The organism is Shewanella sp. SP2S2-6 (assembly GCF_031931965.1).
In the GTDB taxonomy this organism is placed as follows: domain Bacteria; phylum Pseudomonadota; class Gammaproteobacteria; order Enterobacterales; family Shewanellaceae; genus Shewanella; species Shewanella baltica.
Window position 1 is genome coordinate 1 of record NZ_JAUOEQ010000033.1, and the last position, 26,638, is coordinate 26,638.

At 46.4% G+C, this 26,638-nt stretch carries 14 protein-coding genes and 1 CRISPR repeat array; all 14 genes read left to right on the forward strand.

The window, feature by feature from the left end; translation table 11 throughout:
* Nucleotides 1-2,193: 2,193 nt before the first annotated feature.
* The 14 genes from cas1f to Q4Q57_RS17815 all read left to right on the forward strand — a co-directional run bounded on the left by cas1f (nt 2,194) and on the right by Q4Q57_RS17815 (nt 26,621).
* On the forward strand, nt 2,194-3,171 hold the full coding sequence (cas1f, locus tag Q4Q57_RS17750; RefSeq protein ID WP_012197496.1) for a type I-F CRISPR-associated endonuclease Cas1f: 978 nt from the start codon (nt 2,194-2,196) through the stop codon (nt 3,169-3,171).
* Between the two features lie 12 nt (nt 3,172-3,183).
* Nucleotides 3,184-6,564: a type I-F CRISPR-associated helicase Cas3f gene (gene cas3f, locus Q4Q57_RS17755; RefSeq protein WP_311891577.1), complete on the forward strand. Its 3,381-nt coding sequence runs from the start codon at nt 3,184-3,186 to the stop codon at nt 6,562-6,564.
* Entirely contained in the window at nt 6,555-7,916 is a 1,362-nt protein-coding gene (gene csy1, locus Q4Q57_RS17760; protein WP_311891578.1) for a type I-F CRISPR-associated protein Csy1, read from the forward strand. Before cas3f ends, csy1 begins: the two co-directional genes overlap by 10 nt.
* 1 nt (nt 7,917) lies before the next feature.
* A complete protein-coding gene (gene csy2, locus Q4Q57_RS17765; protein WP_012089884.1) occupies nt 7,918-8,913 on the forward strand; it encodes a type I-F CRISPR-associated protein Csy2 in 996 nt (331 codons plus the stop codon).
* A 20-nt stretch (nt 8,914-8,933) separates the two neighbouring features.
* A complete protein-coding gene (csy3, locus tag Q4Q57_RS17770) occupies nt 8,934-9,917 on the forward strand; it encodes a type I-F CRISPR-associated protein Csy3 (protein ID WP_012089883.1) in 984 nt (327 codons plus the stop codon).
* A gap of 9 nt (nt 9,918-9,926) precedes the next feature.
* The gene (gene cas6f / locus Q4Q57_RS17775) at nt 9,927-10,511 is read left to right on the forward strand and encodes a type I-F CRISPR-associated endoribonuclease Cas6/Csy4 (protein ID WP_263164452.1); all 585 of its coding nucleotides are present in this window, start codon (nt 9,927-9,929) and stop codon (nt 10,509-10,511) included.
* A 130-nt stretch (nt 10,512-10,641) separates the two neighbouring features.
* Nucleotides 10,642-17,150: direct repeats of the CRISPR family, unit length 28 nt; unit sequence GTTCACCGCCGCACAGGCGGCTTAGAAA.
* Nucleotides 17,151-17,343: 193 nt separating this feature from the next.
* Entirely contained in the window at nt 17,344-18,915 is a 1,572-nt protein-coding gene (gene prfC / locus Q4Q57_RS17780) for a peptide chain release factor 3 (protein WP_012197490.1), read from the forward strand.
* A 90-nt stretch (nt 18,916-19,005) separates the two neighbouring features.
* Complete coding sequence (locus tag Q4Q57_RS17785) at nt 19,006-19,209, forward strand: hypothetical protein (RefSeq protein ID WP_310796059.1); 204 nt, start codon at nt 19,006-19,008, stop codon at nt 19,207-19,209.
* Between the two features lie 10 nt (nt 19,210-19,219).
* On the forward strand, nt 19,220-19,984 hold the full coding sequence (locus Q4Q57_RS17790) for a TatD family hydrolase (protein ID WP_311891579.1): 765 nt from the start codon (nt 19,220-19,222) through the stop codon (nt 19,982-19,984).
* 176 nt (nt 19,985-20,160) lie between these two features.
* Nucleotides 20,161-21,420 carry a NupC/NupG family nucleoside CNT transporter gene (locus tag Q4Q57_RS17795; RefSeq protein ID WP_311891580.1) on the forward strand — a complete coding sequence of 420 codons (1,260 nt, stop codon included), beginning with the start codon at nt 20,161-20,163 and terminating at the stop codon, nt 21,418-21,420.
* 361 nt (nt 21,421-21,781) lie between these two features.
* On the forward strand, nt 21,782-22,690 hold the full coding sequence (locus tag Q4Q57_RS17800) for an outer membrane protein OmpK (protein ID WP_311891581.1): 909 nt from the start codon (nt 21,782-21,784) through the stop codon (nt 22,688-22,690).
* 420 nt (nt 22,691-23,110) lie between these two features.
* Nucleotides 23,111-23,881: a deoxyribose-phosphate aldolase gene (gene deoC, locus Q4Q57_RS17805; RefSeq protein WP_311891582.1), complete on the forward strand. Its 771-nt coding sequence runs from the start codon at nt 23,111-23,113 to the stop codon at nt 23,879-23,881.
* A 184-nt stretch (nt 23,882-24,065) separates the two neighbouring features.
* Nucleotides 24,066-25,397, forward strand: coding sequence for a thymidine phosphorylase (gene deoA / locus Q4Q57_RS17810; protein ID WP_173243376.1), 1,332 nt, complete (start codon nt 24,066-24,068; stop codon nt 25,395-25,397).
* Between the two features lie 9 nt (nt 25,398-25,406).
* On the forward strand, nt 25,407-26,621 hold the full coding sequence (locus tag Q4Q57_RS17815; protein WP_311891583.1) for a phosphopentomutase: 1,215 nt from the start codon (nt 25,407-25,409) through the stop codon (nt 26,619-26,621).
* Nucleotides 26,622-26,638: the final 17 nt, after the last annotated feature.

The following is a 26,638-nucleotide window of genomic DNA, read 5'->3' on the forward strand; positions in this document are numbered from 1 at the left end:
TGAATGTCCATGATAATACTCCTAGGTTTGCGACCGAAGCAGGTCGCGTCTAGCAAGTATTTAGGATGAGGGGCAAAAGGATGGCTTTATCTTGTTCCTGCCGCAAAGCGGCTTCGTTCAACTAGTGGTTCAAATCGCTCGCTTCGTTCACTGGGACGGGCCCCGCCCCTTAACCAAACGTTAGGTTCCGAAACATGGTCGCACATCGACTGTTTTTGTTTTTATCCTGCACGGTCTATGTTGCGGGTTGTGCGGGTATCATGGGGAGTTCACACTAACTCATAATGGGGCAGAAGTGAGCTAAAGCAACCTGTCGGATCTAATTGCATCGTGATTTGAATATTGACAGGTTAAGTCACTAATCCAGTTCAATCGTGTGTTCAGTTCGACCTGTTCTTAGACCACTATTTTCACCTTCATACGTGTCACCCGATAACATTACGCTTCATGCCCTGTCGTCAGCTTTAACCAATCCCAATACACATAATGAGCCGTGGGCAGTAATGCACTAATGCCGGTGGCTGATGATGGCCGGTACCTAAGAGTGTTGTTCCGCTTGGTTCTATGATCCTGTCGTGTTTACCTGCAGTGGTGTCCGCTAATCTCACGCTGGCTAATTGCTTGTTGGGATAAAGGGAATGGATAGGGCGGATAGATGCTGATACCTCGCATCAATGTTCATGTTTACGTTTTTGTCAGCGGTTTTACCTGCAGATGTACTAGTCGTTCAGGCATTTGCTAATGTCTGTGGGTGAAGCCGGCATAAATAAGACTGATATAGGCGTGTTGAGCGACGATGACGAGTGAGAATACCACACGTTTTTCTTGCCTTAGTTGTTGCTTATATGTTGTATCATGATGGAGCTATTACACCATTATGCTTCAATAATTCTTCGATGCGGCCTAGATAATCCCTAGATCCCCTCAAAAAGTTGGGAGCACTCAAACCCATGCAGCAGTAAGGCTACAGGCATATCGTTGCATCAACCCTACAGGAGGATGCAATGACTCGCTTTTGTTGCTTTTGTGTTAACGTTTGAGGGGTGTAAAGGGTAGGGCAAAAGGTGAGGTTTTTGGCAGTTATGGGTGAATTGATGGCGCCCAAATGGATCCTTCTATTCGGCTCACTGATTCGGTCGCGGCCTCATCCTGCGAAGGCGTTATCCGCTCCCCGTTTTTAGTCATCGAAAGCAGGCGAACTGGGATGATCTGCACACTGTTTCTGGGTGATTGAACGCGTTTTTAGGCTCATGCGGCCTTAACCTTAATTGTTATTGATATGTTTCTATTCAATGGGTGTTGTTCAGTGTGTTGCACCAATATGGTTCAACCGTTTTTCGATGCGGCCTAGATAATCCCTAGATAGCCTCAAAAAGTTGGGAGCACTCTAGCCCATGCAGCAGTAAGGCTACAGGCGAGTCATTGCATCAACCCTAGTGGAGGATGCAATAGTGTGCATTTGTTGCTTTGGTGTTAAATATTGGCAATAGGGTTAAGAGGGTAAAAGCCAAGGTTTTAAACGGTTTTAGACGGTTTTAGGTGAATTGCTTCTGTCTAGGACTAGGCTCATTTTAACCGAGTGTCACTTTACCTATATTAGTCATCATGCATGGATAGAAAGGGAGCGATGATCATGTGCAATTATGATGAATTTAGATTTTCAGATGGGCGGATTTTGTGTCTCGCCGATACTCACGGTTTGATTGAAGGCGAACGCGACACCTTATGGTGATGAGAATCACTCTCAACTCGATGTAGATGCGAACCATTATCATCACGGGTCCTTCTGGCGCGGTTGATTGCGGGGGCGGCGACACGCAGTGCTTCACTACATATGAGGATTTTAGAGGGCTTGGTTGTTGTTTTATTAGCGGGCTTTTAGGGGGCGTTCATAATTTTGAACGCTATATATGGTATTGATTATAAATAATTATTTTCGCTACTTTCTCAGAGGGACAAAAATTAGGTATGCTCGGATATACCAACTTCAACAGATCGATTTTGTGATCCTTTGATCCTTTCTTAATTATTGACTTTGGTTCTGACAATGTATGTTTTTCGTGAGGTTGTTGCTGATATGTGAGCGATGTATCGATTGTTGCATAGGGAATCAAATGGTTCTAAGTTACTATTGCTTGAATTAGGACGATAGCTTTGATTAGTTAAAGCTTTTCATTCCACATGGAGGTATTTATGGACGATCTTTCTCCCTCGGATTTAAAAACGATACTGCATTCTAAACGAGCTAATGTTTATTACCTCGAATACTGCCGAGTGATGCAGAAAGACGGTCGTGTGCTTTACTTAACTGAAGCAAAAAACGAAAACCAATATTTCAATATCCCCATCGCCAACACCACAGTTTTGTTATTGGGCAATGGCACGTCCATCACCCAAGCTGCCATGCGAATGCTGGCGCAGGCAGGTGTCTTAGTCGGCTTTTGTGGCGGTGGCGGCACGCCACTTTATATGACCTGCGAAGTGGAATGGCTGACGCCCCAGAGTGAATACCGGCCCACTGAATATTTGCACGGTTGGATGCAATTTTGGTTCGATGATGAAAAACGATTACTCGCCGCGAAAACCTTTCAGCAAGCCCGCATCCAATTTATCGAGCAAGTGTGGCAGAGGGATCGCGAACTCAAAACGGAAGGCTTTATTTTTAAGGATCCGGCAATCCAAGCTGCGCTTGAGACTTTTCATGCCCGCACAGAGGTGGCAACCAAACAGTCGGACCTGCTATTGACCGAAGCTCAGTTAACCAAAGTGCTATACAAGCACGCCGCCAATAATACCCAACTCAAAGATTTTACCCGTCAACACCAAAGCACCGATATCGCTAATGACTTTTTAAACCACGGCAATTATTTAGCCTATGGACTTGCAGCTAGTTGCCTCTGGGTGTTGGGCATTCCGCATGGTTTTGCCGTGATGCACGGGAAAACTCGCCGCGGAGCATTAGTGTTCGATGTCGCTGATCTCATCAAAGACGCCATAGTGCTGCCGTGGGCTTTTGTTTGCGCCAAAGAGAACGCCACTGAACAAGAATTTCGTCAGCAAGTATTGCAGGCATTTACCGATCATAAAGCATTAGATTTTATGTTTAATACGGTGAAAGACGTTGCACTTCAGGACTACAGTGCAGAGCAAATTGCAGCCCAAGGCTTATAAGGTACAACAGCTATGATGGTGACATTCATCAGTCAGTGCGAGAAAAATGCCCTGAAAAAGACCCGCCGTGTGCTTGATGCTTTTGCTAACCGGATAGGCGATAACACTTGGCAAACCCTGATCACCGAAGATGGCCTGTTAACGGTTAAGAAAATGCTCAAACAAACTGCAAGTCGAAGTACTGCAGTGAGTTGCCACTGGATCCGCTCACGTTCTAGAACTCAGCTCTTGTGGGTCGTGGGAAATCGATTGAAATTTAATGAACAAGGCATAGTGCCGGTGAATCGCACTCAGCTTAATTTGGAACATAAAGAATGGGAGCAGGGCTGGCATTTAAATGAAGTAATTGTCCTTGCGTCGAGTATTGCTGGATTATTTCATGATTTTGGAAAAGCGAATGATTTATTTCAGCTAAAGCTTAAAGGGTTAACCGAGTCTAAGGGGGAACCCTATCGGCATGAGTGGGTGTCTCTGCGATTATTTGAAGCCTTTGCTAATGGTTTAGTGGATAAGGATTGGCTGGAGAAATTGGCCAACATTGATAAAAACAGTACTGATATAGAACAGCAGGTTTTGTCTAGGCTGTTTAAAGAAGATTCCGGATATCAGCGACCTTTTGATCAACTTGCACCATTTGCTAAATTGGTGGCTTGGTTGATTGTATCGCACCACCGACTTCCGCTCGCCCATGTAGGTAGCGTACATACAAAGGAAATAGACTGCTGGCTCTCTCATTGTTTTAGTTGCCATTGGAATTCAGCGAATGCAGAAAACATGACGGCAATAGATACGGATCTTATCAGGCAAAATTGGCAGTTTAGTCAAGGTACGCCACTCTTAAGTCGGCCTTGGCAGCATAAAGCCCGAAACTTATCCGAACGTGCGCTCAATTGTCCATTGATATTTACTGAACAAGTTTGGCTTGAGCAACGCTTTGTTGGACATATGGCGCGCTTGTCGTTGATGCTCGCCGATCATTATTATTCCTCTCTTCCCGCTGAAAAATCTAAAGTTCAGTGGCGAGATAAAACTTACAACGCCTTTGCTAATACTGATCATAATAGAGTGCCACAGGCGGGTAATGCGTTAAAGCAACAGCTTGATGAGCATAATATTGGTGTAGCGGTGAATGCCCAGCGCTTTGCACAAAACTTACCTGCTTTAAAATATACTTTACCAGCGATTGCCCAACATAAGTTATTTAGTCAGAACGCGACAAACGGCAAGTATCGCTGGCAAGATAAGGCTTTTGCTCAAGCTAAGTTGATAGCTAAAGGCAGTGAGAGACAAGGTTTTTTCGGGGTTAATATGGCCTCAACCGGATGCGGGAAAACCATAGCCAATGCCCGCATTATGTATGGTTTAGCAGATGAACGAGAAGGTTGCCGTTTTTCAGTCGCACTAGGTTTACGAACGCTTACCTTACAAACGGGTGATGCTTATCGGGATTTACTTAAACTTGGGGATGATGAGCTAGCGGTACTGATTGGTTCACAGGCCGTTAGCACCTTACATCAACTGAACAATGCAACACCGCAGCATAAGCAGATTGGTAGTGAGTCGGCAGAGGATCTTTTCGAACAATTATTTATTAGTTATCAAGGTCAAATTTATGATGGGCGGTTAAAGCACTGGCTTGCTGCGAGTCCTAAATTGGAGCAATTAGTGAGTGCGCCCATTTTGGTTAGCACCATTGATCATCTAATGCCTGCAACTGAAAGCTTGCGAGGAGGTAAACAAATTGCGCCTATGTTGCGATTACTCACCTCTGATTTAATTTTAGATGAGCCGGATGATTTTGGACTTGAGGACTTACCCGCACTATGTCGCTTAGTGAACTGGGCAGGCATGTTAGGTTCTAGAGTTTTACTGTCATCAGCGACACTGCCGCCATCGTTGATCAAAACACTATTTGATGCCTATCATGCTGGCCGCCAGCATTTTAATCGGGCGCATTTCGCCACGACCGAACAGCCTCCAATCTGGTGTGCTTGGTTTGATGAATATAAAAGTGAAACTTTAGAGATATCCAACTCAAGATCTTATATTGAGCAACATAAAATTTTTGTGAGTAAAAGAGTTAAAAAGCTCGCTTGCCAACAAGTCGTTCGTAGGGGAGAGCTGGTAAAGCTTGAATTAGCATCGCCAACCACCCTTGAACAGTGTGTTGCCACCACGCTACACAGATGTCTACACCAGCTACATGATATGCACCATGTTGTACATCCATCAGGGCGTAAGGTGTCTTTAGGTGTTGTGCGTATGGCTAATATAAATCCAATGATCGCTGTTGCTAAGTTACTGATTAACATGTCACCGCAAGCCGATTACAGTATCCATTACTGTGTTTACCATTCGCAGTTCCCATTAGCACATCGCTCTTACAAAGAAAGTCGCCTCGATAACGCCTTATCACGTCACGATGAAGCCAATTTGTGGCGCCAGCCTGAAATTCAGCAGGCATTATCAATGACCAATACTTCGAATAATATTTTCATCGTGTTAGGCACTTCAGTCGTTGAAGTGGGGCGCGATCATGACTATGACTGGGCTATTGCTGAACCTAGTTCATTGCGAGCTTTAATCCAACTTGCAGGACGTATTCAACGTCATCGTCAGCAGGTACCTAAGACGGCTAATTTATTAGTTTTAAATAAAAATATTCGGGCACTAAAAAATGAGCATCCAGCGTACTGTAAGCCAGGGTTTGAAAGTGCCGCTTTACCCTTACTACAACATGATTTAACCCAATTACTGACTACTGAACTCGATGCCATTTCGGCAATTCCAAGAATTATGGAGCCTGTGCCCAGTGCTAATGGCAGTGAATTTCAATATAGCGATCTGCACAAAAAACAACATGCTCAGGCAGTAAACTCCTTTTGGGGGCAGGAACATCGTGCTTTGCAACTGGCGTTAGGACCTGTTGGCAAAGACAAAGCTGGAGTCATTTTTTATCGCAGTTATAAAGAGGCCAATCTGTGGTGGAAGCATGATGTTGCTTGGAGCGGGGAGTTTATTCGCCAAACCGCATTTCGCCAATCGCAACCCCAAGAGGCATTTTTATTGCGATTACCAGAAGATGAAATATTAACCTGGTGTCAATTAGATACCACACATAAACCCTATCAATATCCCACGTTAAACCATCGTTTTAACTCTGAAATAGTCCCGTTAGCTAAAGGATGTTTCTGGTGGTTTAAACCATCGACCGAACAAATATATCAAGACTTGGCTGACTTACTGGACAGTTCGATCACTAAAGTGAGTGAGCAATTTGGTGAGATTAACCTTCGAATGGCAAATAAAGATCAACCCGCCCTAGTGTGGGCATGGCACGAACAACTTGGTGTGTACGAATGTAAAGACAATAAGGACAGCCCATGGAATTAACTTTAAGCGATGCGCTTGCCGATTATATCGCTCAGCGTAAGCAAACCAAGCTTGAACCGCTACAAAAAGCACGGGATAAGATACTTGAAAAAACACAGGATCCTATCGAAATAGCAACAGCAAATAGGGAATATGCCGAAGTTGCAGCACCGATTGAAACGGACTTTAATCCGGTGAATTGGTTAACTGATGCTGCAAAACGCGCCAAACAGATTAGTCTAGCAACCCATGCGGCTAAGTTTACCCACAGTGATGCTAAAGCCAGCAGTATATTGGTAGCGGATACTGCGCCAGAATCGCAGAGCTATCTGAACACGGCGAGTCTAGCGAATAAAGCGATAGATGCTGTCGGTAATGCGGCGGCACTTGATGTGGCAAAACTGCTGAAAATATCAGTCAATGGTGAAAGTCTCATCAAGCAGCTACAAGCTCAGCATGTTGATGCTTTAACTGCATTTACTCAAGATACTGAATTACTTAAAGAGTGGCAGCTTGGATTTGCTAGAGCATTGGCAGATGAAAAACTAACGGGACATACCTTAACTAAGCAATTGTACTTTCCAGTATCAACGGCGCTTAATGGCGATGAATCACAACACTATCACTTACTGTGTCCTTTGTTTTCTTCATCCTTAGCCCATGAGTTATATCATCACGTCACATCAACTCGTTTTGGCGATGAGCCCAAAGCAATTAGAGAGGCGCGTAAAAAAGGTCATTTTCACGCATCGCTCGAGAAGATATTCCCGGCAACAGCAGTGCAAAACTTTGGTGGCTCAAAACCACAAAATATCTCTCAACTTAATAGCGAGCGGTATGGACAAAGTTTCTTACTCAATTGCGCGCCACCGCATTATCAAGCTCAAAGCAAGCCGCCGCTCACGAGTGCCAGTATTTTTAGCCGCCAATTGCGGTTTAAAACCGCAGGTTTTATTCGCGAATTTAAAGCGTTTTTGGCTGGGGTAACCGCGCAAGAAAACAATTTTAAAGCGCGATATCAACGGGATTATGGTTTTGTGTTGCCAATTATCGATGTGCTACTTAATGAGGCCGCCATTATTCAAAATATGACGGAATTTGCAGGTTGGGCAACGTCGGCTGAGTGTCAATTAAAAACCGCTCACGGTCTTTGGCTCGATGTCGCCAACCCAGAACCGCGTTTTCAGCAGGAGCGTGCCAAAGGCGATTGGCAAGACATCATCGCCAACGATTTTGCGACTTGGTTATTGGCTCAGCTGCAAGATAAAGAACGATATGTGCTAGGTGATATTGAACATCAGTATGTTAAGAAATTATGTCTAGTGCAGCTTAAAACCTTTGAGCGTCATACACCTAAACATGGAGATGCATAGAATGTCGCAGTATTTATTAATTAAAAAACTCGATGTGCAAAATGCGAATGCCATTGCAGGGTTGACCTATGGGTTTCCGGCGATAACGAATTTTTTAGGTTTTGCCCATGCTTTATCACGCAAGTTATCTCGTGAGCTTGATGTGAGCTTAGGTGGCGTTTGCGTCGTGAGTCACAAAAACAGGGTGCATGCTCGCCAACCTAAAGGCTGGGGAGATTATGTTTTTGCCTTGACTCGTAATCCATTAACTCAACAAGGAAATACCGCACCAATCAATGAAGAAGGGCGCATGAACTTGCAAGTTTCTTTATTGATCGAAATTAAGGGGTTAATTCAAGGCGATAATCAAACAGAGCAAATGCTCATAGACCAGATTAACGCTTTGTTACCTGCAATGAGGCTAGCGGGAGGGCAGATCACTCACTACGGGCAAATTGAGATATTGAGCGACCACGAACAGCAGCAAAAAGCACTACGGCGTTTAATGCCGGGATTTATCTTAATCGATCGTAGCGATTACCTTGCGAGCCATGTTAATGGATTACAGCAAGAGGTCGTTCATGGTGCTAAGCCAAGCCTATTTGATGCTTGGTGTGATTTTGCCACCCTAAATTATCAGGCAACTCGGTTAGATACGGAACCTGAAATAAGCGGACCATCAGATACCATCAAAGCGGATTGGCATTATGTGCCAAAGCCTCAAGCGGGTTATTTAGTTCCTATTGCAACAGGTTATTGTGCTATCTCGCCAGTATACGAAGCGGGGCAGGTTGCCAATGTGCGGGATAAGTCAGTCCCTGTGGCATTTGCCGAAACCGCTTACAGCGTAGGCGAATGGCTAAGTATTCATCGGTTAATTGATATTAGCGCGGGAATATGGCGCTACAGCTACCAACATCCTTGGTACTTAGCAAAGACAGAACCATTTCAAGTAGATATACCATCCATTGCAGATGTTGACGCTGCATTAACCTCATTTAATTTAGATGACTATTAATTAATAACGGAGCATTAATCATGGCAGATATCAAACTGAGTACACCATCAGTGTTAGCTTTTGAAGCAAAATTGCTTCCATCCGACGCCCTTATGTTTGCGGGCAATTGGGATGAAAATGTATGGCAACCTATCATAGTGGGAGAAAAAGCCGTAAGAGGAACGATTTCAAACCGATTAAAAGCCGCAACGGCAAACGATCCTGCAAAACTTGATGCCGAAGTCTCTAAGGCGAATTTACAAACGGTTGATATTGCAGCGCTTCCCCACCATACAGACACGCTAAAATTAGTGTTTACCCTACGCATCCTGAGTGACTTACACATACCGTCAACGTGTAACGATCCAGCCTATCAGGAAGCCTTAGCCGCAAAAGTGAAGCAATATCAAATTGAAACTCAATTTAGTGAACTGGCAAAACGCTATGCGCAGAATATCGCTAATGGCCGTTTTTTATGGCGCAACCGTGTTGGAGCACAAGCGGTGAAAATTGTCGTAACAGCCAATAATCAGCACTTTACCTTTGATAGTTATGATTTCAATCTACGTGATTTTGCCGATGATCAGCAGATAAACGAGCTGGCGAAAATAATTCAATTTGGCTTAATGGAAAAACACGCCCTGATTAAGGTCGAGGCATACAGCCAACTTGGACAAGGCCAAGCGGTATTCCCTTCACAGGAATTAGTGATGGGCGGTGGTAAGGGAGATAAGAGTAAGTTCCTTTATCAACTTGATGGACAAGCGGCAATGCACTCGCAAAAAATCGGTAATGCATTGCGTACGATTGACACTTGGCACCCCGATTTTGAAGAAATTGGACCGATTGCGGTTGAACCCTACGGTTCTGTGACTAACCGCGGTGCGGCCTACCGTCAACCGAAAGAAAAAAACGATTTTTATAATTTGTTAGATGCTTGGATGCTCAAAGACAAGATCCCTAGCATTGAACAACAACACTATGTTATGGCCATGCTGATCCGTGGCGGTGTGTTTGGTGAATAAGGAGTTGCGATGAATCATTATCTAGACATTACCTTATTGCCCAACGAGGAAGTGGGGCATTATTTCCTCTGGGAGAAACTCTATCATCAAGTGCATCTTGCTTTGGTCGAGCATAAAAATCGGGTAGGGCAATTTGAGATTGCTGCTGCATTTCCACAGTTTAATGAAATGGATAACAGTTTAGGCTCAAAATTACGTTTGCTGGCAACTCAACCTCAGCATTTGGAAGATCTAAAGGTAAGCAATTGGCTGCGTCATTTTACCGACTACTTGCATATCAGTAGTATCCGTCCCGTGCCCGAAAAAATAGAAGTTTATGTAGCTTATTCGCGCCCAGCAATCCGTGCGAATAAAGCGCGGGAAATCGCTCGAAGAATGAAGCGTCATAATGAAACGTTAGTGCAAGCTACAGCGCATTTTGAAGGTTTTAAGCCTAAAAAGACCAAAGCGCCCTTTGTTTATATGCAAAGTTACACTAAGGATTCGCGCTTTCCTTTATTTATTCAACAAACACATAGTGCTGTAGTAAAGGAGGGAAGTGTTTCGTTTGACAGTTATGGATTATCAAGCAGAGGCTATTTACCCAAGTTTTAACCTTATAATTTATGCTCTTTAACAAATTAAATAGAAACAGTGAGTTACTGCAGTGTGTTTTTCGTAAGGGAAAATAATGTTTTTTATCCTAACGAATTGTAGTTACTCACTTTTAAACTAGTAATCTATTGTTCACCGCCGCACAGGCGGCTTAGAAATAACGTATCCCAAGAACCCGCTAAGCCCTTAGGTTCACCGCCGCACAGGCGGCTTAGAAACGTTCGGGCCTTTGCCTCAGGTAATGATCCCTGTTCACCGCCGCACAGGCGGCTTAGAAATGATGCTCCGCCTCCTGTAGCTCCAAGTGATGGTTCACCGCCGCACAGGCGGCTTAGAAATTACCGTCAAGCAGGACAGCAAGGCCTTGAGTGTTCACCGCCGCACAGGCGGCTTAGAAAACCAAGCGCTGACATCAATAGATGGCTGACTTGTTCACCGCCGCACAGGCGGCTTAGAAAACCGGCACAGAACAGAGCACAGCCACCGGCACGTTCACCGCCGCACAGGCGGCTTAGAAAAATAGGTGCCCAACAAAAGAAATTGCGCATTAGTTCACCGCCGCACAGGCGGCTTAGAAAACCTATTTTTGGTGAACTATTAAGGACTCGCTGTTCACCGCCGCACAGGCGGCTTAGAAATTTCGACTGGTCATTATGCGCACCAGTCGCGGGTTCACCGCCGCACAGGCGGCTTAGAAAACAATGCGCCAGCGCAGGGGACGCCAAAGGCGGTTCACCGCCGCACAGGCGGCTTAGAAATGAGTGTGACGCTGCTTTTAGTGAAAAAGGTGGTTCACCGCCGCACAGGCGGCTTAGAAATTACCGAGTGGCAGGAAATAAACTGTATTTGAGTTCACCGCCGCACAGGCGGCTTAGAAAACGGAGAAACGAATGAAACTTAACGATGTTGCGTTCACCGCCGCACAGGCGGCTTAGAAAAGTGAGATACAACTCCTTGGAGTTATAAGGCAGTTCACCGCCGCACAGGCGGCTTAGAAATGTCATACTGCGCAGCGACAGGGGACGGGCACGTTCACCGCCGCACAGGCGGCTTAGAAATATAGAACGTGCCAAGGCGCATTCTGACCAGCGTTCACCGCCGCACAGGCGGCTTAGAAAAAATCCCCGCCAAGTACCAACGCCAAGCGGCCGTTCACCGCCGCACAGGCGGCTTAGAAAATCGGGTCTTGTAACGGTGTTCTTCCAGATGCGTTCACCGCCGCACAGGCGGCTTAGAAAGCAAAAATCACTCAAGGCCATAACGTGTTTGGGTTCACCGCCGCACAGGCGGCTTAGAAATTGTATCGAGTTAAAAGCATCACCCGCAAAAAGTTCACCGCCGCACAGGCGGCTTAGAAAGTGTTGAGCGCGGGCTTTGCGGAATTGCTGACGTTCACCGCCGCACAGGCGGCTTAGAAACACCATAGCCCAAACCCCTTTTGCCTCACTTTGTTCACCGCCGCACAGGCGGCTTAGAAATTGATGCGATCAACAAGGCGACTGCAGCTAAGGTTCACCGCCGCACAGGCGGCTTAGAAATGCAAATAATTGACCTGACAACTCAACATATTGTTCACCGCCGCACAGGCGGCTTAGAAAATGGTATGGGTTCCTTTGTCTTAGTTCTGTTTGTTCACCGCCGCACAGGCGGCTTAGAAAGTAAAGCCAGCCCTGGCTTGCTCTAAATGAATGTTCACCGCCGCACAGGCGGCTTAGAAAAGTAGAGGCACCGCCACCTTGCTCCATCTTGCGTTCACCGCCGCACAGGCGGCTTAGAAAAAATGTTGGTTCACCTTTTCCGGCTTCATCATGTTCACCGCCGCACAGGCGGCTTAGAAATTGGGAATATAAATGGTAACGCTGGAATATCAGTTCACCGCCGCACAGGCGGCTTAGAAACGGCTCTTATAAGACTTCAACGGCGGTATGGTGTTCACCGCCGCACAGGCGGCTTAGAAAAGAACCCGAAATTAATAGCGTTGGTTCTGTTAGTTCACCGCCGCACAGGCGGCTTAGAAATTGGAGCATAGCGAGTCGGCCGCCAGACCTAAGTTCACCGCCGCACAGGCGGCTTAGAAAATCGATGCCAGCAATGCCAGCTATGCCTTGTAGTTCACCGCCGCACAGGCGGCTTAGAAATAAAGGTAAGCGCCTTGCTACGGCCATCGAGTGTTCACCGCCGCACAGGCGGCTTAGAAAACCATGCGCTTGATGATGCAATGCATGAGGCTGTTCACCGCCGCACAGGCGGCTTAGAAAAACTTGGGCTGAAATCCCGAGCAAACCAGTTCGTTCACCGCCGCACAGGCGGCTTAGAAAGCCTAACCCTTCATAAATGGCTTGAGCAAGTGGTTCACCGCCGCACAGGCGGCTTAGAAAGCCAACGGCGCACGTATTGCCAAGGTCGAGTTGTTCACCGCCGCACAGGCGGCTTAGAAAGGTGATGAAGATGATCGATGTGGTGGAAGGTAGTTCACCGCCGCACAGGCGGCTTAGAAAAACGAATAGCATTTTAACTTGAGATAGGTCTAGTTCACCGCCGCACAGGCGGCTTAGAAATGACTAGGGTTTGAAATGTTATCCGCTGTTTTGTTCACCGCCGCACAGGCGGCTTAGAAAACCTGGCGCATTCCAATTGCATACACCAAGAAGTTCACCGCCGCACAGGCGGCTTAGAAAAACTTCCAGCCATCTTGGTTCGTTGCGCTCATGTTCACCGCCGCACAGGCGGCTTAGAAACGGCTAAAGGGCAGGTTATCATTGCCACGATGGTTCACCGCCGCACAGGCGGCTTAGAAAAAGCGACAATGGCCCAAATCAATACCGGTGCTGTTCACCGCCGCACAGGCGGCTTAGAAATTACCTTCGAGCTTGCGCAAAATAATAGAGACGTTCACCGCCGCACAGGCGGCTTAGAAATATGAAGGAAAGCCGCTTGATGTTGACGCTCTGTTCACCGCCGCACAGGCGGCTTAGAAACGTCAAAAATGACATACCGAAATTACTTCGCACGTTCACCGCCGCACAGGCGGCTTAGAAAAGCTAGAGCGATTCTCGCAAGCTCGCCCACCCGTTCACCGCCGCACAGGCGGCTTAGAAAGCCATTCACTCAGTCACCATTGCTAAATAACTGTTCACCGCCGCACAGGCGGCTTAGAAATATGTAAGATTGACAGACAGGGCAATGGGATTGTTCACCGCCGCACAGGCGGCTTAGAAATTCTAGCCACTCCACCAGCTCAATGCCAATTTGTTCACCGCCGCACAGGCGGCTTAGAAATTCTCAATAACATCTAGAGGCTTCATGCCCTCGTTCACCGCCGCACAGGCGGCTTAGAAACTAATAACACCTCGATAAAAGCCCCTACCTCTGTTCACCGCCGCACAGGCGGCTTAGAAAGTGATGAAACGGTACGCCAGGATGTTTGCACAGTTCACCGCCGCACAGGCGGCTTAGAAAGCAGAAACCACATCAATGAAAATGACACTATCGTTCACCGCCGCACAGGCGGCTTAGAAATTAGACACTTCTTGCCAGCGCTGGCGCAATAGGTTCACCGCCGCACAGGCGGCTTAGAAAACGAACAGGAGCTTGATTACTTTGAGTATCAGGTTCACCGCCGCACAGGCGGCTTAGAAAAATTAAAGGATATTAATAGCAAGCTTGATTTTGTTCACCGCCGCACAGGCGGCTTAGAAACAGGAATAAAAAGTGATAGCAAAAAACAATCAGTTCACCGCCGCACAGGCGGCTTAGAAAACCATTCCAGCCGTGCCAAAACTGCGCCCTAAGTTCACCGCCGCACAGGCGGCTTAGAAATGCTGTCCAATTTTGCCCTATCCGTGCTCTAGGTTCACCGCCGCACAGGCGGCTTAGAAAAGTTACCCACTCGTGTAATTGATTTACTTGAGGTTCACCGCCGCACAGGCGGCTTAGAAATGTTAGTAATTCGGTTTATGGTGACGAGAAGCGTTCACCGCCGCACAGGCGGCTTAGAAAAACCCGCCTATCCTATGGCGTAGTGCCTAAACGTTCACCGCCGCACAGGCGGCTTAGAAATGGATACACTTTCAGGAGTTGCCGGCTCAGACGTTCACCGCCGCACAGGCGGCTTAGAAAAATGGTTCGTGGGCAGTCTTCGGCATACACGCGTTCACCGCCGCACAGGCGGCTTAGAAAATAACGCTAATGTCCCCGACGCATAATTGGTAGTTCACCGCCGCACAGGCGGCTTAGAAATGAGTGTGAAAGCGGGTTAGTTCGCAGACGTAGTTCACCGCCGCACAGGCGGCTTAGAAAATTGGAGTTCATCACATAAATGTGGCCGTGACGTTCACCGCCGCACAGGCGGCTTAGAAAAATCCAGCGATCCGTCACTGTATCGCTAAATCGTTCACCGCCGCACAGGCGGCTTAGAAATGTTTCGCCATGGCGGTTTAGTCTTACAATGAGTTCACCGCCGCACAGGCGGCTTAGAAATTTCTAGAGAGGATTTGAAATGTATCATAAAGGTTCACCGCCGCACAGGCGGCTTAGAAAGTACACGTTGTCAACTAGCATCAGGGAATTATGTTCACCGCCGCACAGGCGGCTTAGAAATCGGGAAGTGGTTAAGGAAGTTATGCAATATAGTTCACCGCCGCACAGGCGGCTTAGAAAAGAATATTATCATCCTCGCCGTTTTCATTAAAGTTCACCGCCGCACAGGCGGCTTAGAAATGCCAGCGCAACAGCACATGGCAATGCGGGTTGTTCACCGCCGCACAGGCGGCTTAGAAAATAATGGCCGAAGATATTTAAATTTGGCTTAAGTTCACCGCCGCACAGGCGGCTTAGAAAAACTTTTACAGCAGTCACATCGATGTCATTAGGTTCACCGCCGCACAGGCGGCTTAGAAACAAGGCACGATTAATCGCTGTGTCACTGAATTGTTCACCGCCGCACAGGCGGCTTAGAAAATTACGGGGCGCACTTTTTTAACGGGTCTGGCGTTCACCGCCGCACAGGCGGCTTAGAAAACAACTGCGCACAATGTGTTAACAGATTCATGGTTCACCGCCGCACAGGCGGCTTAGAAACAAAGGGCAGATGACGCATATTTTACGCCACAGTTCACCGCCGCACAGGCGGCTTAGAAAATGCCATTACGCCAAGGCCCCATGCTGTCATTGTTCACCGCCGCACAGGCGGCTTAGAAATGCCGTGCAAGTCATGCCAACGCTGGATTAACGTTCACCGCCGCACAGGCGGCTTAGAAATTGTCAGCGCTTAGCTGTGTACGGCAAGCAAAGTTCACCGCCGCACAGGCGGCTTAGAAAGCTAAAAACGGTTATCCGCCCTTTAGTTTTACGTTCACCGCCGCACAGGCGGCTTAGAAATAAAGCGCTTAGATATCGAAAGTCTGTGCGCTGTTCACCGCCGCACAGGCGGCTTAGAAAGATCACATGGTCGAAGAAAGAATCAGAAGCGGGTTCACCGCCGCACAGGCGGCTTAGAAAAGTGATAAACGTCGTATCAGTGACATCGCAATGTTCACCGCCGCACAGGCGGCTTAGAAATAAGACTTTATCAGGTAAAAACATTTTACGTAGTTCACCGCCGCACAGGCGGCTTAGAAAAAGGAGCACAACGACTATCGGGACAGTATTCAGTTCACCGCCGCACAGGCGGCTTAGAAAAGTGTAAATCTTGCCGTTAATCATCGAGTGAAGTTCACCGCCGCACAGGCGGCTTAGAAAATAGGCTCTAGCAGCCCTGCTAACGTGATTGGGTTCACCGCCGCACAGGCGGCTTAGAAACAACCACGGGCGACATTGTGACAAGTGGTGTGGTTCACCGCCGCACAGGCGGCTTAGAAAACACAACAGGGGTTGTACGAGGTAACAGGGACGTTCACCGCCGCACAGGCGGCTTAGAAATGTATATGGCGGCAGGTCTGGAATAGCAATCAGTTCACCGCCGCACAGGCGGCTTAGAAACTGAACCAGCATAAATAACTGTTGGAACTGTAGTTCACCGCCGCACAGGCGGCTTAGAAAAATTGAAGCCCGAGCATAATAATCGCTTTAGTGTTCACCGCCGCACAGGCGGCTTAGAAATGTAAGGACTACAGCTTAAGGCGTTTGCAATGGTTCACCGCCGCACAGGCGGCTTAGAAAATCGATATCAATTGCGCTATCCGCTAATAGCTGTTCACCGCCGCACAGGCGGCTTAGAAATAACCAAGTACCGCTAAACGCAGAAGCAGCGTGTTCACCGCCGCACAGGCGGCTTAGAAAATGCTGCGCCGTGGAAAACCAATTATCCAAGAGTTCACCGCCGCACAGGCGGCTTAGAAAGAGCGCCGTGACAGCATAGTGCAACGTAACGGGTTCACCGCCGCACAGGCGGCTTAGAAATTCTCGGCTGCTAACTGGGCATCAATATAATCGTTCACCGCCGCACAGGCGGCTTAGAAAAGTTAGCGGAGATGCTAAAAGGCATCAAAGCAGTTCACCGCCGCACAGGCGGCTTAGAAATGACAGGCTTTGTAACAAACAGCATTTCACAAGTTCACCGCCGCGCAGGCGGCTTAGAAACGGCTGGCGGTTAGAAACTCGTTTAAATGAGGGTTCACCGCCGCACAGGCAGCTCAGAGATTCATCAGTATGCGATTGTTCAATGCCATACAGGCTGTTCATAAAATCTATGGCAAGTTGATTTTTGAGCGCGATTTTAATGGAGTGATTCTGCTATACTCCGCGCCAAGATATCAAATGACAAATCATTATTTTAGTTTTGTGTACAAGCGTGTGTACAAACTGATTGAACAACGAGTAAGACTTAATAAATATGTCTATAGAAATCAATAAGCGACGCACTTTTGCTATTATATCGCACCCCGACGCGGGTAAAACAACCATTACCGAAAAAGTGCTGTTATTCGGAAACGCTTTGCAAAAAGCGGGAACGGTTAAAGGCAAAAAATCGGGTCAGCATGCTAAGTCTGACTGGATGGAAATGGAGAAGGACCGTGGTATTTCTATTACTACGTCTGTGATGCAATTCCCCTATGGTGGCGCCCTCGTTAACCTACTCGACACGCCTGGTCACGAAGACTTCTCTGAAGATACCTATCGTACACTGACCGCTGTTGACTCTTGTCTGATGGTCATCGACTCTGCTAAAGGTGTTGAAGAGCGTACTATTAAGTTGATGGAAGTGACACGTCTGCGCGATACGCCGATCGTGACTTTCATGAACAAACTCGACCGCGATATCCGTGATCCTATCGATCTGATGGATGAAGTCGAAAGCGTGCTGAATATTGCCTGCGCACCTATTACTTGGCCTATTGGCAGCGGTAAAGAATTCAAAGGTATTTACCATATACTGCGTGATGAAGTGGTCTTGTATCAAGGCGGTATGGGACACACTATTCAAGAGCGTCGTGTAATTAAAGGCATTAATAACCCTGATCTTGAGAAAGCGATTGGCAGTTACGCTGCTGATTTGCGCGATGAGATGGAATTAGTGCGCGGCGCGTCGCATGAATTTGACCATGCGGCTTTCTTGAAAGGTGAGCTGACGCCAGTGTTCTTCGGTACCGCGTTAGGTAACTTTGGTGTGGATCATATTCTTGACGGTATCGTTGAGTGGGCACCTAAGCCATTACCGCGCGAAAGCGATGCACGCGTAGTTATGCCTGAAGAAGAGAAATTCACCGGTTTCGTGTTCAAGATCCAAGCTAACATGGATCCAAAACACCGTGACCGTGTCGCCTTTATGCGTGTGTGTTCTGGCCGTTACGAGCAAGGCATGAAAATGCACCATGTGCGTATTGGTAAAGATGTTAACGTTAGCGATGCATTAACCTTTATGGCGGGCGATCGTGAGCGTGCCGAGGAAGCTTACCCAGGCGATATCATCGGTTTACATAACCATGGCACTATCCGTATTGGCGATACTTTTACCCAAGGCGAAAAATTCCGTTTCACTGGTGTGCCTAACTTCGCCCCTGAAATGTTCCGCCGTATTCGTCTGCGCGATCCGCTTAAGCAAAAGCAACTGTTAAAAGGCTTAGTACAGTTGTCAGAAGAAGGCGCTGTGCAAGTATTCCGCCCAATCGATACTAACGATTTAATTGTTGGCGCCGTGGGTGTGCTGCAGTTTGAAGTGGTTGTTGGTCGTCTTAAGAGCGAATATAACGTTGAAGCCATTTACGAAGGTATTAGCGTTTCGACTGCTCGCTGGGTTTATTGTAAGGATGAGCGTAAGCTTGAAGAGTTCCGCCGCAAGTGTAGCCAAAACTTAGCACTCGATGGTGGTGACAACTTAACCTATATTGCGCCAACTATGGTCAACCTGAATCTTTCGATGGAAAGGTATCCTGATATTGAGTTTGCGAAAACCCGCGAGCACTAATTAGGTTCGGTTTAGAATAGTTGTTGAAATGGCGGTGAATTCACCGCCATTTTTGTATCTAATGAAATCTAAAAACGGTTCTGGATGTGAATGATGGCGAATTGGATCACAAAAACATGGCAGGTTTATATTCAGTGGTGCGACCGCATGGGGCTGACACCTGAAAATCGTCGTTGTTGTATGCCACGCCTTGAAGATCCGCCATTAGCGGTAAAATGCGCTAAAGCGACTACGGCTGACGAAACTGCATTGCCGCCTGAAGCGCATTCAAACGGCAAATCGACCACAGAGTGAGGTATTTGCAGTGATTGATACCCACGCACATCTAGATTTTGCCGAGTTTGATCTTGACCGTGATACTGTAGTGCAGCGAATGCACAGTGTTGGGGTTAATAATCTGATTATTCCTGGCGTGTCCCCGCAGCACTGGCACAAACAGCTCGCTGTTGCCGCACAATATCAAACCTATTTTGCCCTTGGCATCCATCCTTGGTTTTGCCCAGAGAATGTTGATGCAGGGATCTTAGCATTAACATCTAAAGTTGCCGCGTTGCTCGAATGTCCTCGTTTTGTTGCTATTGGTGAATGTGGCTTAGATAAACTTTATTCCGCTACTTGGCCGCAGCAGTTAGCGTTTTTTGAGGCGCAATTGACGTTAGCTAAATCCGTTAATCTGCCGGTGATTATTCATAGTGTTAAAGCACATCCCGAGGTTTTGGCCTGTTTAAAAAAGTATCAATTGCCTAGAGGCGGTGTGATACATGCTTTTTCTGGCAGTGTTGAGATAGCACAGGAATATATTAAGTTAGGTTTTAAGCTGGGAATTGGTGGTTTGATTATGAATCCCAATGCCAAAAAATTACTCAAAACAGTCACTGAACTCCCACTCGAACACCTCATACTTGAGACTGATTCTCCGGCAATGACGCCGATAAATGTTACTGAAAAACGTAACCAACCCGCTAACCTTGTTCTTTTTATAGACAAAATCGCTACTTTGCAAAAAAAATCAAGTGTTCTAATATCAGAACACTTGATGTCGAATGCTGTGCAACTGTTTGACCTTTAGTTGTTTTTAAATAAACAGGTGTAGGTCGCACTAGCATTCTGCACTAAGCGATTGAAATTAAACTCCAAAAATATGATCAAAACGACGATTTTCGACTTAGGCTCGGGTATAATCTGACTCGGAAATAGGTTGATTAACAACATAATTAAAAAGTGTTAACAATAGGGTGATGGTTAATGGATATATTAATGAGTTTAGTAGGGGTGGTCACCCTACTTGCGATAGGTTTCCTCCTATCGAATAACAAAAAAGCAATTAATTTGCGTACAGTGGGTGGCGCGTTAGCTATTCAGGCCGCTTTCGGTGGTTTTGTACTGTACGTTCCAGTTGGTAAAGATATCCTGAAAAGTGTATCTGATTTTGTGTCAAGTATTATTAGTTATGCACAAAACGGTATCGGTTTCCTGTTTGGTGATTTAGCTAATTTTAAACTTGGCTTCATCTTCGCAGTGAACGTGTTACCCGTTATCGTGTTCTTCTCTTCTCTGATCGCGGTTCTATATTACTTAGGCGTTATGCAGTGGATCATCCGTATCATCGGTGGTGGTTTACAAATAGCATTGGGCACAAGCCGTACAGAATCAATGTCAGCAACAGCTAACATCTTCGTGGGTCAAACTGAAGCTCCTCTGGTTGTTCGTCCATTCATCCCAACTATGACGCAGTCTGAACTGTTTGCGATCATGGTCGGTGGTTTGGCATCAATCGCGGGTTCAGTATTAGCTGGTTACGCGCAGATGGGTGTACCTATCGAGTACTTAGTTGCCGCATCATTCATGGCAGCACCAGGTGGTCTATTAATGGCTAAACTGATGCACCCTGAAACTGAAGTCGCTAAAAATGACATGAGCGATTTGCCAGAAGATCCTGACAAACCAGCTAACGTGTTGGACGCAGCTGCAGCAGGTGCTTCATCTGGTATGCATTTAGCGCTGAACGTAGGTGCTATGTTGTTAGCCTTCGTTGGTTTAATTGCCATGCTCAACGGTTTGCTTGGTTGGCTTGGTGGATGGGTTGGTCTTGAAGGGCTAACACTTGAATTGATCCTCGGTTATGTGTTCATGCCTTTAGCATTCCTTATCGGTGTGCCTTGGAATGAAGCATTAGTCGCTGGTTCTTTCATTGGTCAAAAGATCATTGTTAACGAATTCGTTGCTTACTTAAACTTTGCTCCATACCTGAAAGACATCGCTGATGGCGGTATGGTTGTGGCTGAAACAGGTTTAGCAATGACAGACAGAACAAAAGCGATTATCTCGTTTGCTCTGTGTGGTTTCGCTAACTTGTCATCAATCGCGATTCTGCTTGGTGGTTTAGGTGCAATGGCTCCTAACCGTCGTCATGATTTAGCTACTATGGGTATTCGTGCGGTTATCGCCGGCTCTTTAGCTAACTTAATGAGTGCGACACTTGCTGGTCTGTTCTTAGCTATCTAAGTCAATGAACGGCAGTAGGGGGAAACCCCACTAACTGGGTCCTGACCATGCAGGGCAGGACCTAAGTTAATTCAACCATTTTCCAGTAGTGCCAGTAGTGATTCCTGTAGTGAATAGTTTCTCCAATTGAAAGACACAGAATGCAACTGAGATGTCGCTGTTATTCTGTCTTAAATGTCGCGGGAACACGGTTAAGTTAATTAATCGTAATGCAGAAGTCGCGACTTTGTTCACAATTAAGAATTTTGTGTTTGTGATTTTACGCTAGATTATTGAGATTTTATTTAATCTAGGTAGAATGCGAGCGCCACAAAAAGAACGCTACCCTCGATGGTAGTAAACAAGATAAATGGGGTTGATGATGAAAAACGTTAAAACTTTAGCTTTAGCTGCTACAGCAGTAGCTGCAATCTCTGGCAACGCATTTGCCGCTGATCGTTCTGATATTTATGCCACTGATTATAAGTGGATGCAGTTTAATGCTATGTATGCTGTTAATGAATTACCACGTGGTGATGCTGATGATGGCGGCCATGACTACTTAGAAATGGAATTTGGTGGTCGTAAGGGGATCGTTGATTTATATGGTTATGTAGACGTCTTCAATTTAGCTAACAGCAGCTCAGGTGATAAAACTGGTGGCGATAGCAAGATGTTTATGAAATTTGCGCCACGTTTCTCTTTAGATGCTATTACTGGTAAAGATTTATCTTTTGGCCCAGTACAAGAAGTTTACTTCTCTACTCTGTTCAACTGGGGCGGTGGTGCAATCCAAGGCCAAAGCATTTCTTTTGATGTTGAAGATCATCCAGGTCCACAAAAAATTAATAATCCAGGCGATGTCAATATGTCGTTTTGGGGTATTGGTGCCGATGTAATGGTACCATGGTTAGGCAAAACAGGTATGAACCTGTATGCAACCTACGATTTTAATGCTAAGGATTGGAATGGTTACCAATTCTCTATGAACTGGTTCAAGCCTTTCTATTTCTTCGACAACAAGAGCTTTGTTTCCTTCCAAGGCTATGTTGATTATCAGTTTGGTGCTGATGAAGTAAATAAATACGACTCTAATGGCCAATTTGTAAGTACTACATTTACTTCTAATGGTGGTGCTGCATACTTCGGTCTGCACTGGCATTCAGATAACTATGCGCTTGGTTACGGCCTGAAAGCATATAGCGATGTTTATTTGCTGAAGGATGAAGGCACATTTGGTTTAGAGACCAAAGGTTTTGCTCACTACTTCACTGCAACTTACAAGTTCTAATCTCTTGTAATCATTGCTTGTTGGAGCCGCATTATGCGGCTCCATCTTTGTTTTACCATGAGTCTTTATCTAAGCCTATTAGGCTAACAAGTGGGTTTATATAAAGGTTTGTGTTTTTCTCGCGCTAAAATGGATTTTTCGCGGAAAAGTAGGTGCAAGATTTTATTCGTATCCTCTCTTCCGGTCTTCAAGGATTCAAGTCGTGGTCACTTATAAGTTATTTTAAGTGTCAGGATGCCTATTGTTCTTTATGACTTAGGCAAGATTGAATACCTACAACAAGGTAGTTTGTACAAGCAAATTACTCGGCACCGCCTGAAGGCCCGGCCATATAAAAATAATCAAAATAATGCCACCTCTCAAGCGTTGCTTTTATGCGACTGATTTCTATTCATTTAATTTTTATTTTGGAGAGCTATTATGACTGATTTAAAAAAAGCAGCACAACGCGCCATTGAGTTGATGGACTTAACGACTTTGAATGATGACGACACAGATCAAAAAGTGATCGACCTGTGCCACAAAGCGAAAACGGCTGCGGGCAATACTGCCGCTATCTGCATTTACCCACGTTTCATCCCGATTGCACGCAAGACGTTAGATGAAATTGGTGCTGAAGATATCCAAATTGCCACTGTGACTAATTTTCCCCATGGCAATGATGACATTGCCATTGCTGTGCTAGAAACTCGCGCTGCCGTTGCCTATGGTGCTGACGAAGTTGACGTGGTATTCCCATACCGCGCACTGATGGAAGGCAATGAAACAATTGGTTTTGAATTAGTTAAAGCCTGTAAAGAAGCCTGTGGTGAAGTCTTGTTAAAAGTCATCATCGAATCTGGCGTGTTAGCTGATCCTGCGCTTATCCGCCGTGCATCTGAGCTTTCAATCGATGCAGGTGCTGACTTTATTAAAACCTCTACTGGTAAAGTGCCTGTAAACGCCACACTCGAAGCGGCTGAAATCATGTTAACTGTGATCAGCGAGAAGAATACCCAAGTAGGCTTCAAGCCTGCCGGTGGTGTGCGTGATGCTGCACAAGCAGCTGAATTCCTCGGTGTTGCTGAGCGTATTTTAGGTGCTGATTGGGTTTCACCACGTACCTTTAGATTTGGTGCTTCAAGTTTACTAAACAGCTTGTTACACACACTAGAATTAGCTGATACGCCTAAGCCGACTCAAGGCTATTAATTGCAAACTATCGCTGATTAATACTATCAGCGTATAGCGAGCCTAATTAAGTGTGACCTAAATCTATTTGGCAAACTCAAAACTTCGATAGTATGAACTTGTAATATTGCTACAGTTTTGATGTTTCATTGCAAAGATAAGCACTAGCGACAGGGTTGTTAGTGCCTATCTTGGAGGCAGTATCATGTTTCTAGCTCAAGAGATTATTCGTAAAAAACGTAATGGTTTAGCGCTAAGTTCCGCAGAAATACAGTTCTTTGTTCAAGGTATCACTACTAACGCAGTGTCCGAAGGCCAGATCGCGGCATTAGGCATGGCTGTGTACTTTAATGACATGAATATGGATGAAAGAATCGCTTTAACAACAGCGATGCGTGATTCTGGCACTGTACTTAATTGGCAGTCATTGGGACTCAATGGCCCTGTTATTGACAAGCACAGCACTGGCGGTGTGGGCGATGTGATTAGCCTCATGCTCGGCCCTATGGCTGCGGCTTGTGGCGGTTATGTGCCTATGATTTCTGGGCGCGGCCTAGGTCATACGGGCGGCACGCTCGATAAGTTTGATGCCATTCCGGGTTACCAAACTGAGCCTTCAAGTGAATTGTTCCGTAAAGTGGTTAAAGAAGTCGGAGTGGCGATTATTGGCCAAACGGGCGATCTCGTTCCTGCCGATAAACGCTTCTATTCTATCCGCGATAATACCGCCACCGTTGAATCCATTTCCCTCATCACAGCATCGATTCTGTCTAAGAAATTAGCCTGTAATTTAGATGCGCTGGCGATGGACGTGAAAGTTGGTAGCGGCGCTTTTATGCCAACCTATGAGGCATCGGAAGAATTAGCTCGCAGTATCGCCGCCGTTGCTAATGGCGCGGGCACTAAAACGACAGCTTTGCTTACCGATATGAATCAAGTGCTTGCATCTTGTGCAGGTAACGCGGTTGAAGTGAAAGAAGCCATCGATTTTTTAACGGGTGCTTACCGTAACCCGCGTTTATATGAAGTCACTATGGGTCTTTGTGCTGAGATGCTGCTCCTTGGCGGTCTTGCAAGCAATGAAGCCGATGCTCGCGCTAAACTGAATCGTGTACTCGACAATGGCCGCGCTGCAGAACTCTTTGGCAAGATGGTGTCGGGTCTTGGTGGTCCGGTTGATTTTGTTGAAAACTACAGTAAATACCTGCCGCAGTCACAAATTATTCGTCCCGTCTTTGCCGATATGCAAGGTTATGCCTATAGCATGGATACCCGTGAATTAGGTTTAGCGGTTGTGACCTTAGGTGGCGGCCGCCGTAAGCCCGGCGATGCACTAGACTATAGTGTTGGCTTAACCCAAGTGTGTGCCCTAGGCGATAAAGTGGATTCATCGACGCCGATTGCCGTTATCCATGCACAATCTGAAGCCGCCTTCGCGGAAGCGGAACTCGCGGTGAAAAAAGCGATTCACATTGGTGAAACCGCTCCAGAAAAAACACCTGAGATCTATGCCTATATTCGTGCATCGGATCTTTAAGGAAGAATTATGAAACGTACCATTATTATGATGTTGGACTCCTTTGGAGTCGGTGCTTCTGCTGATGCAGCAAGTTTTGGTGATGTCGGTTCCGATACCTTTGGCCATATTGCTAAAGTATGCGCCGAAGGCAAAGCCGATATTGGCCGTGAAGGCCCGCTGAAATTACCTAACTTAGCGCGCTTAGGTTTAGGCCATGCAGCGATGGAAAGTACTGGCGCCTTTGCCCCCGGTTTTGGCGATAATGTTGAGCTGATTGGTGCTTATGGTCATGCACAAGAGTTAAGTTCGGGTAAAGATACGCCGAGCGGTCACTGGGAGATGGCGGGCGTGCCCGTACTATTCGAGTGGGGTTATTTCAGCGAGCATCAAAATTCTTTTCCTAAAGAACTGACGGATAAGATCTTAGCCCGTGCAGGTCTGGATGGATTCTTAGGTAATTGCCATGCCTCAGGTACAACTATTTTAGAAGAGTTAGGCGAAGAGCACATGCGCTCTGGCAAGCCTATTTTCTACACCTCTGCTGATTCAGTATTCCAAATCGCTTGTCATGAAGAAACCTTCGGTTTAGACAATCTCTATCGTCTTTGCGAAATAACCCGTGAAGAGTTAGAGCCTTACAACATAGGTCGCGTCATTGCCCGTCCATTTGATGGTACTGGTCCAAGTGATTTTGCCCGTACTGGCAATCGTAAGGATTATTCGCTCGCGCCACCTGCAAAAACTGTACTCGATAAGCTGAAAGAGGCTGGCGGTGAAGTAGTGAGTGTGGGCAAGATTGCCGACATTTATGCTTACTGTGGTATCACTAAAAAAGTGAAGGCGAACGGCTTAGAAGCACTTTTCGATGCGACCTTAGCCGAAGTGAAATCTGCGGGTGATAGCACTATAGTGTTTACTAACTTCGTTGATTTCGACTCTCACTACGGTCATCGCCGTGATGTTGCTGGCTACGCCAAAGGGCTGGAATATTTCGATGCCCGTTTGCCTGAAATGCTCGCATTATTAGGTGAAGACGATCTGCTGATTTTAACGGCGGATCACGGTTGCGATCCAACATGGCAAGGCACTGATCATACCCGTGAATATGTGCCAGTATTAGCTTTTGGCGCTGGATTGAAAGCGGGATCGCTGGGGCGTCGTAACAGCTTTGCCGATATCGGCCAATCTATTGCGAGCCACTTTAAGCTTGAACCTATGGCCTATGGCGAATCGTTCCTTTAGGCAAATTAGCATTTATT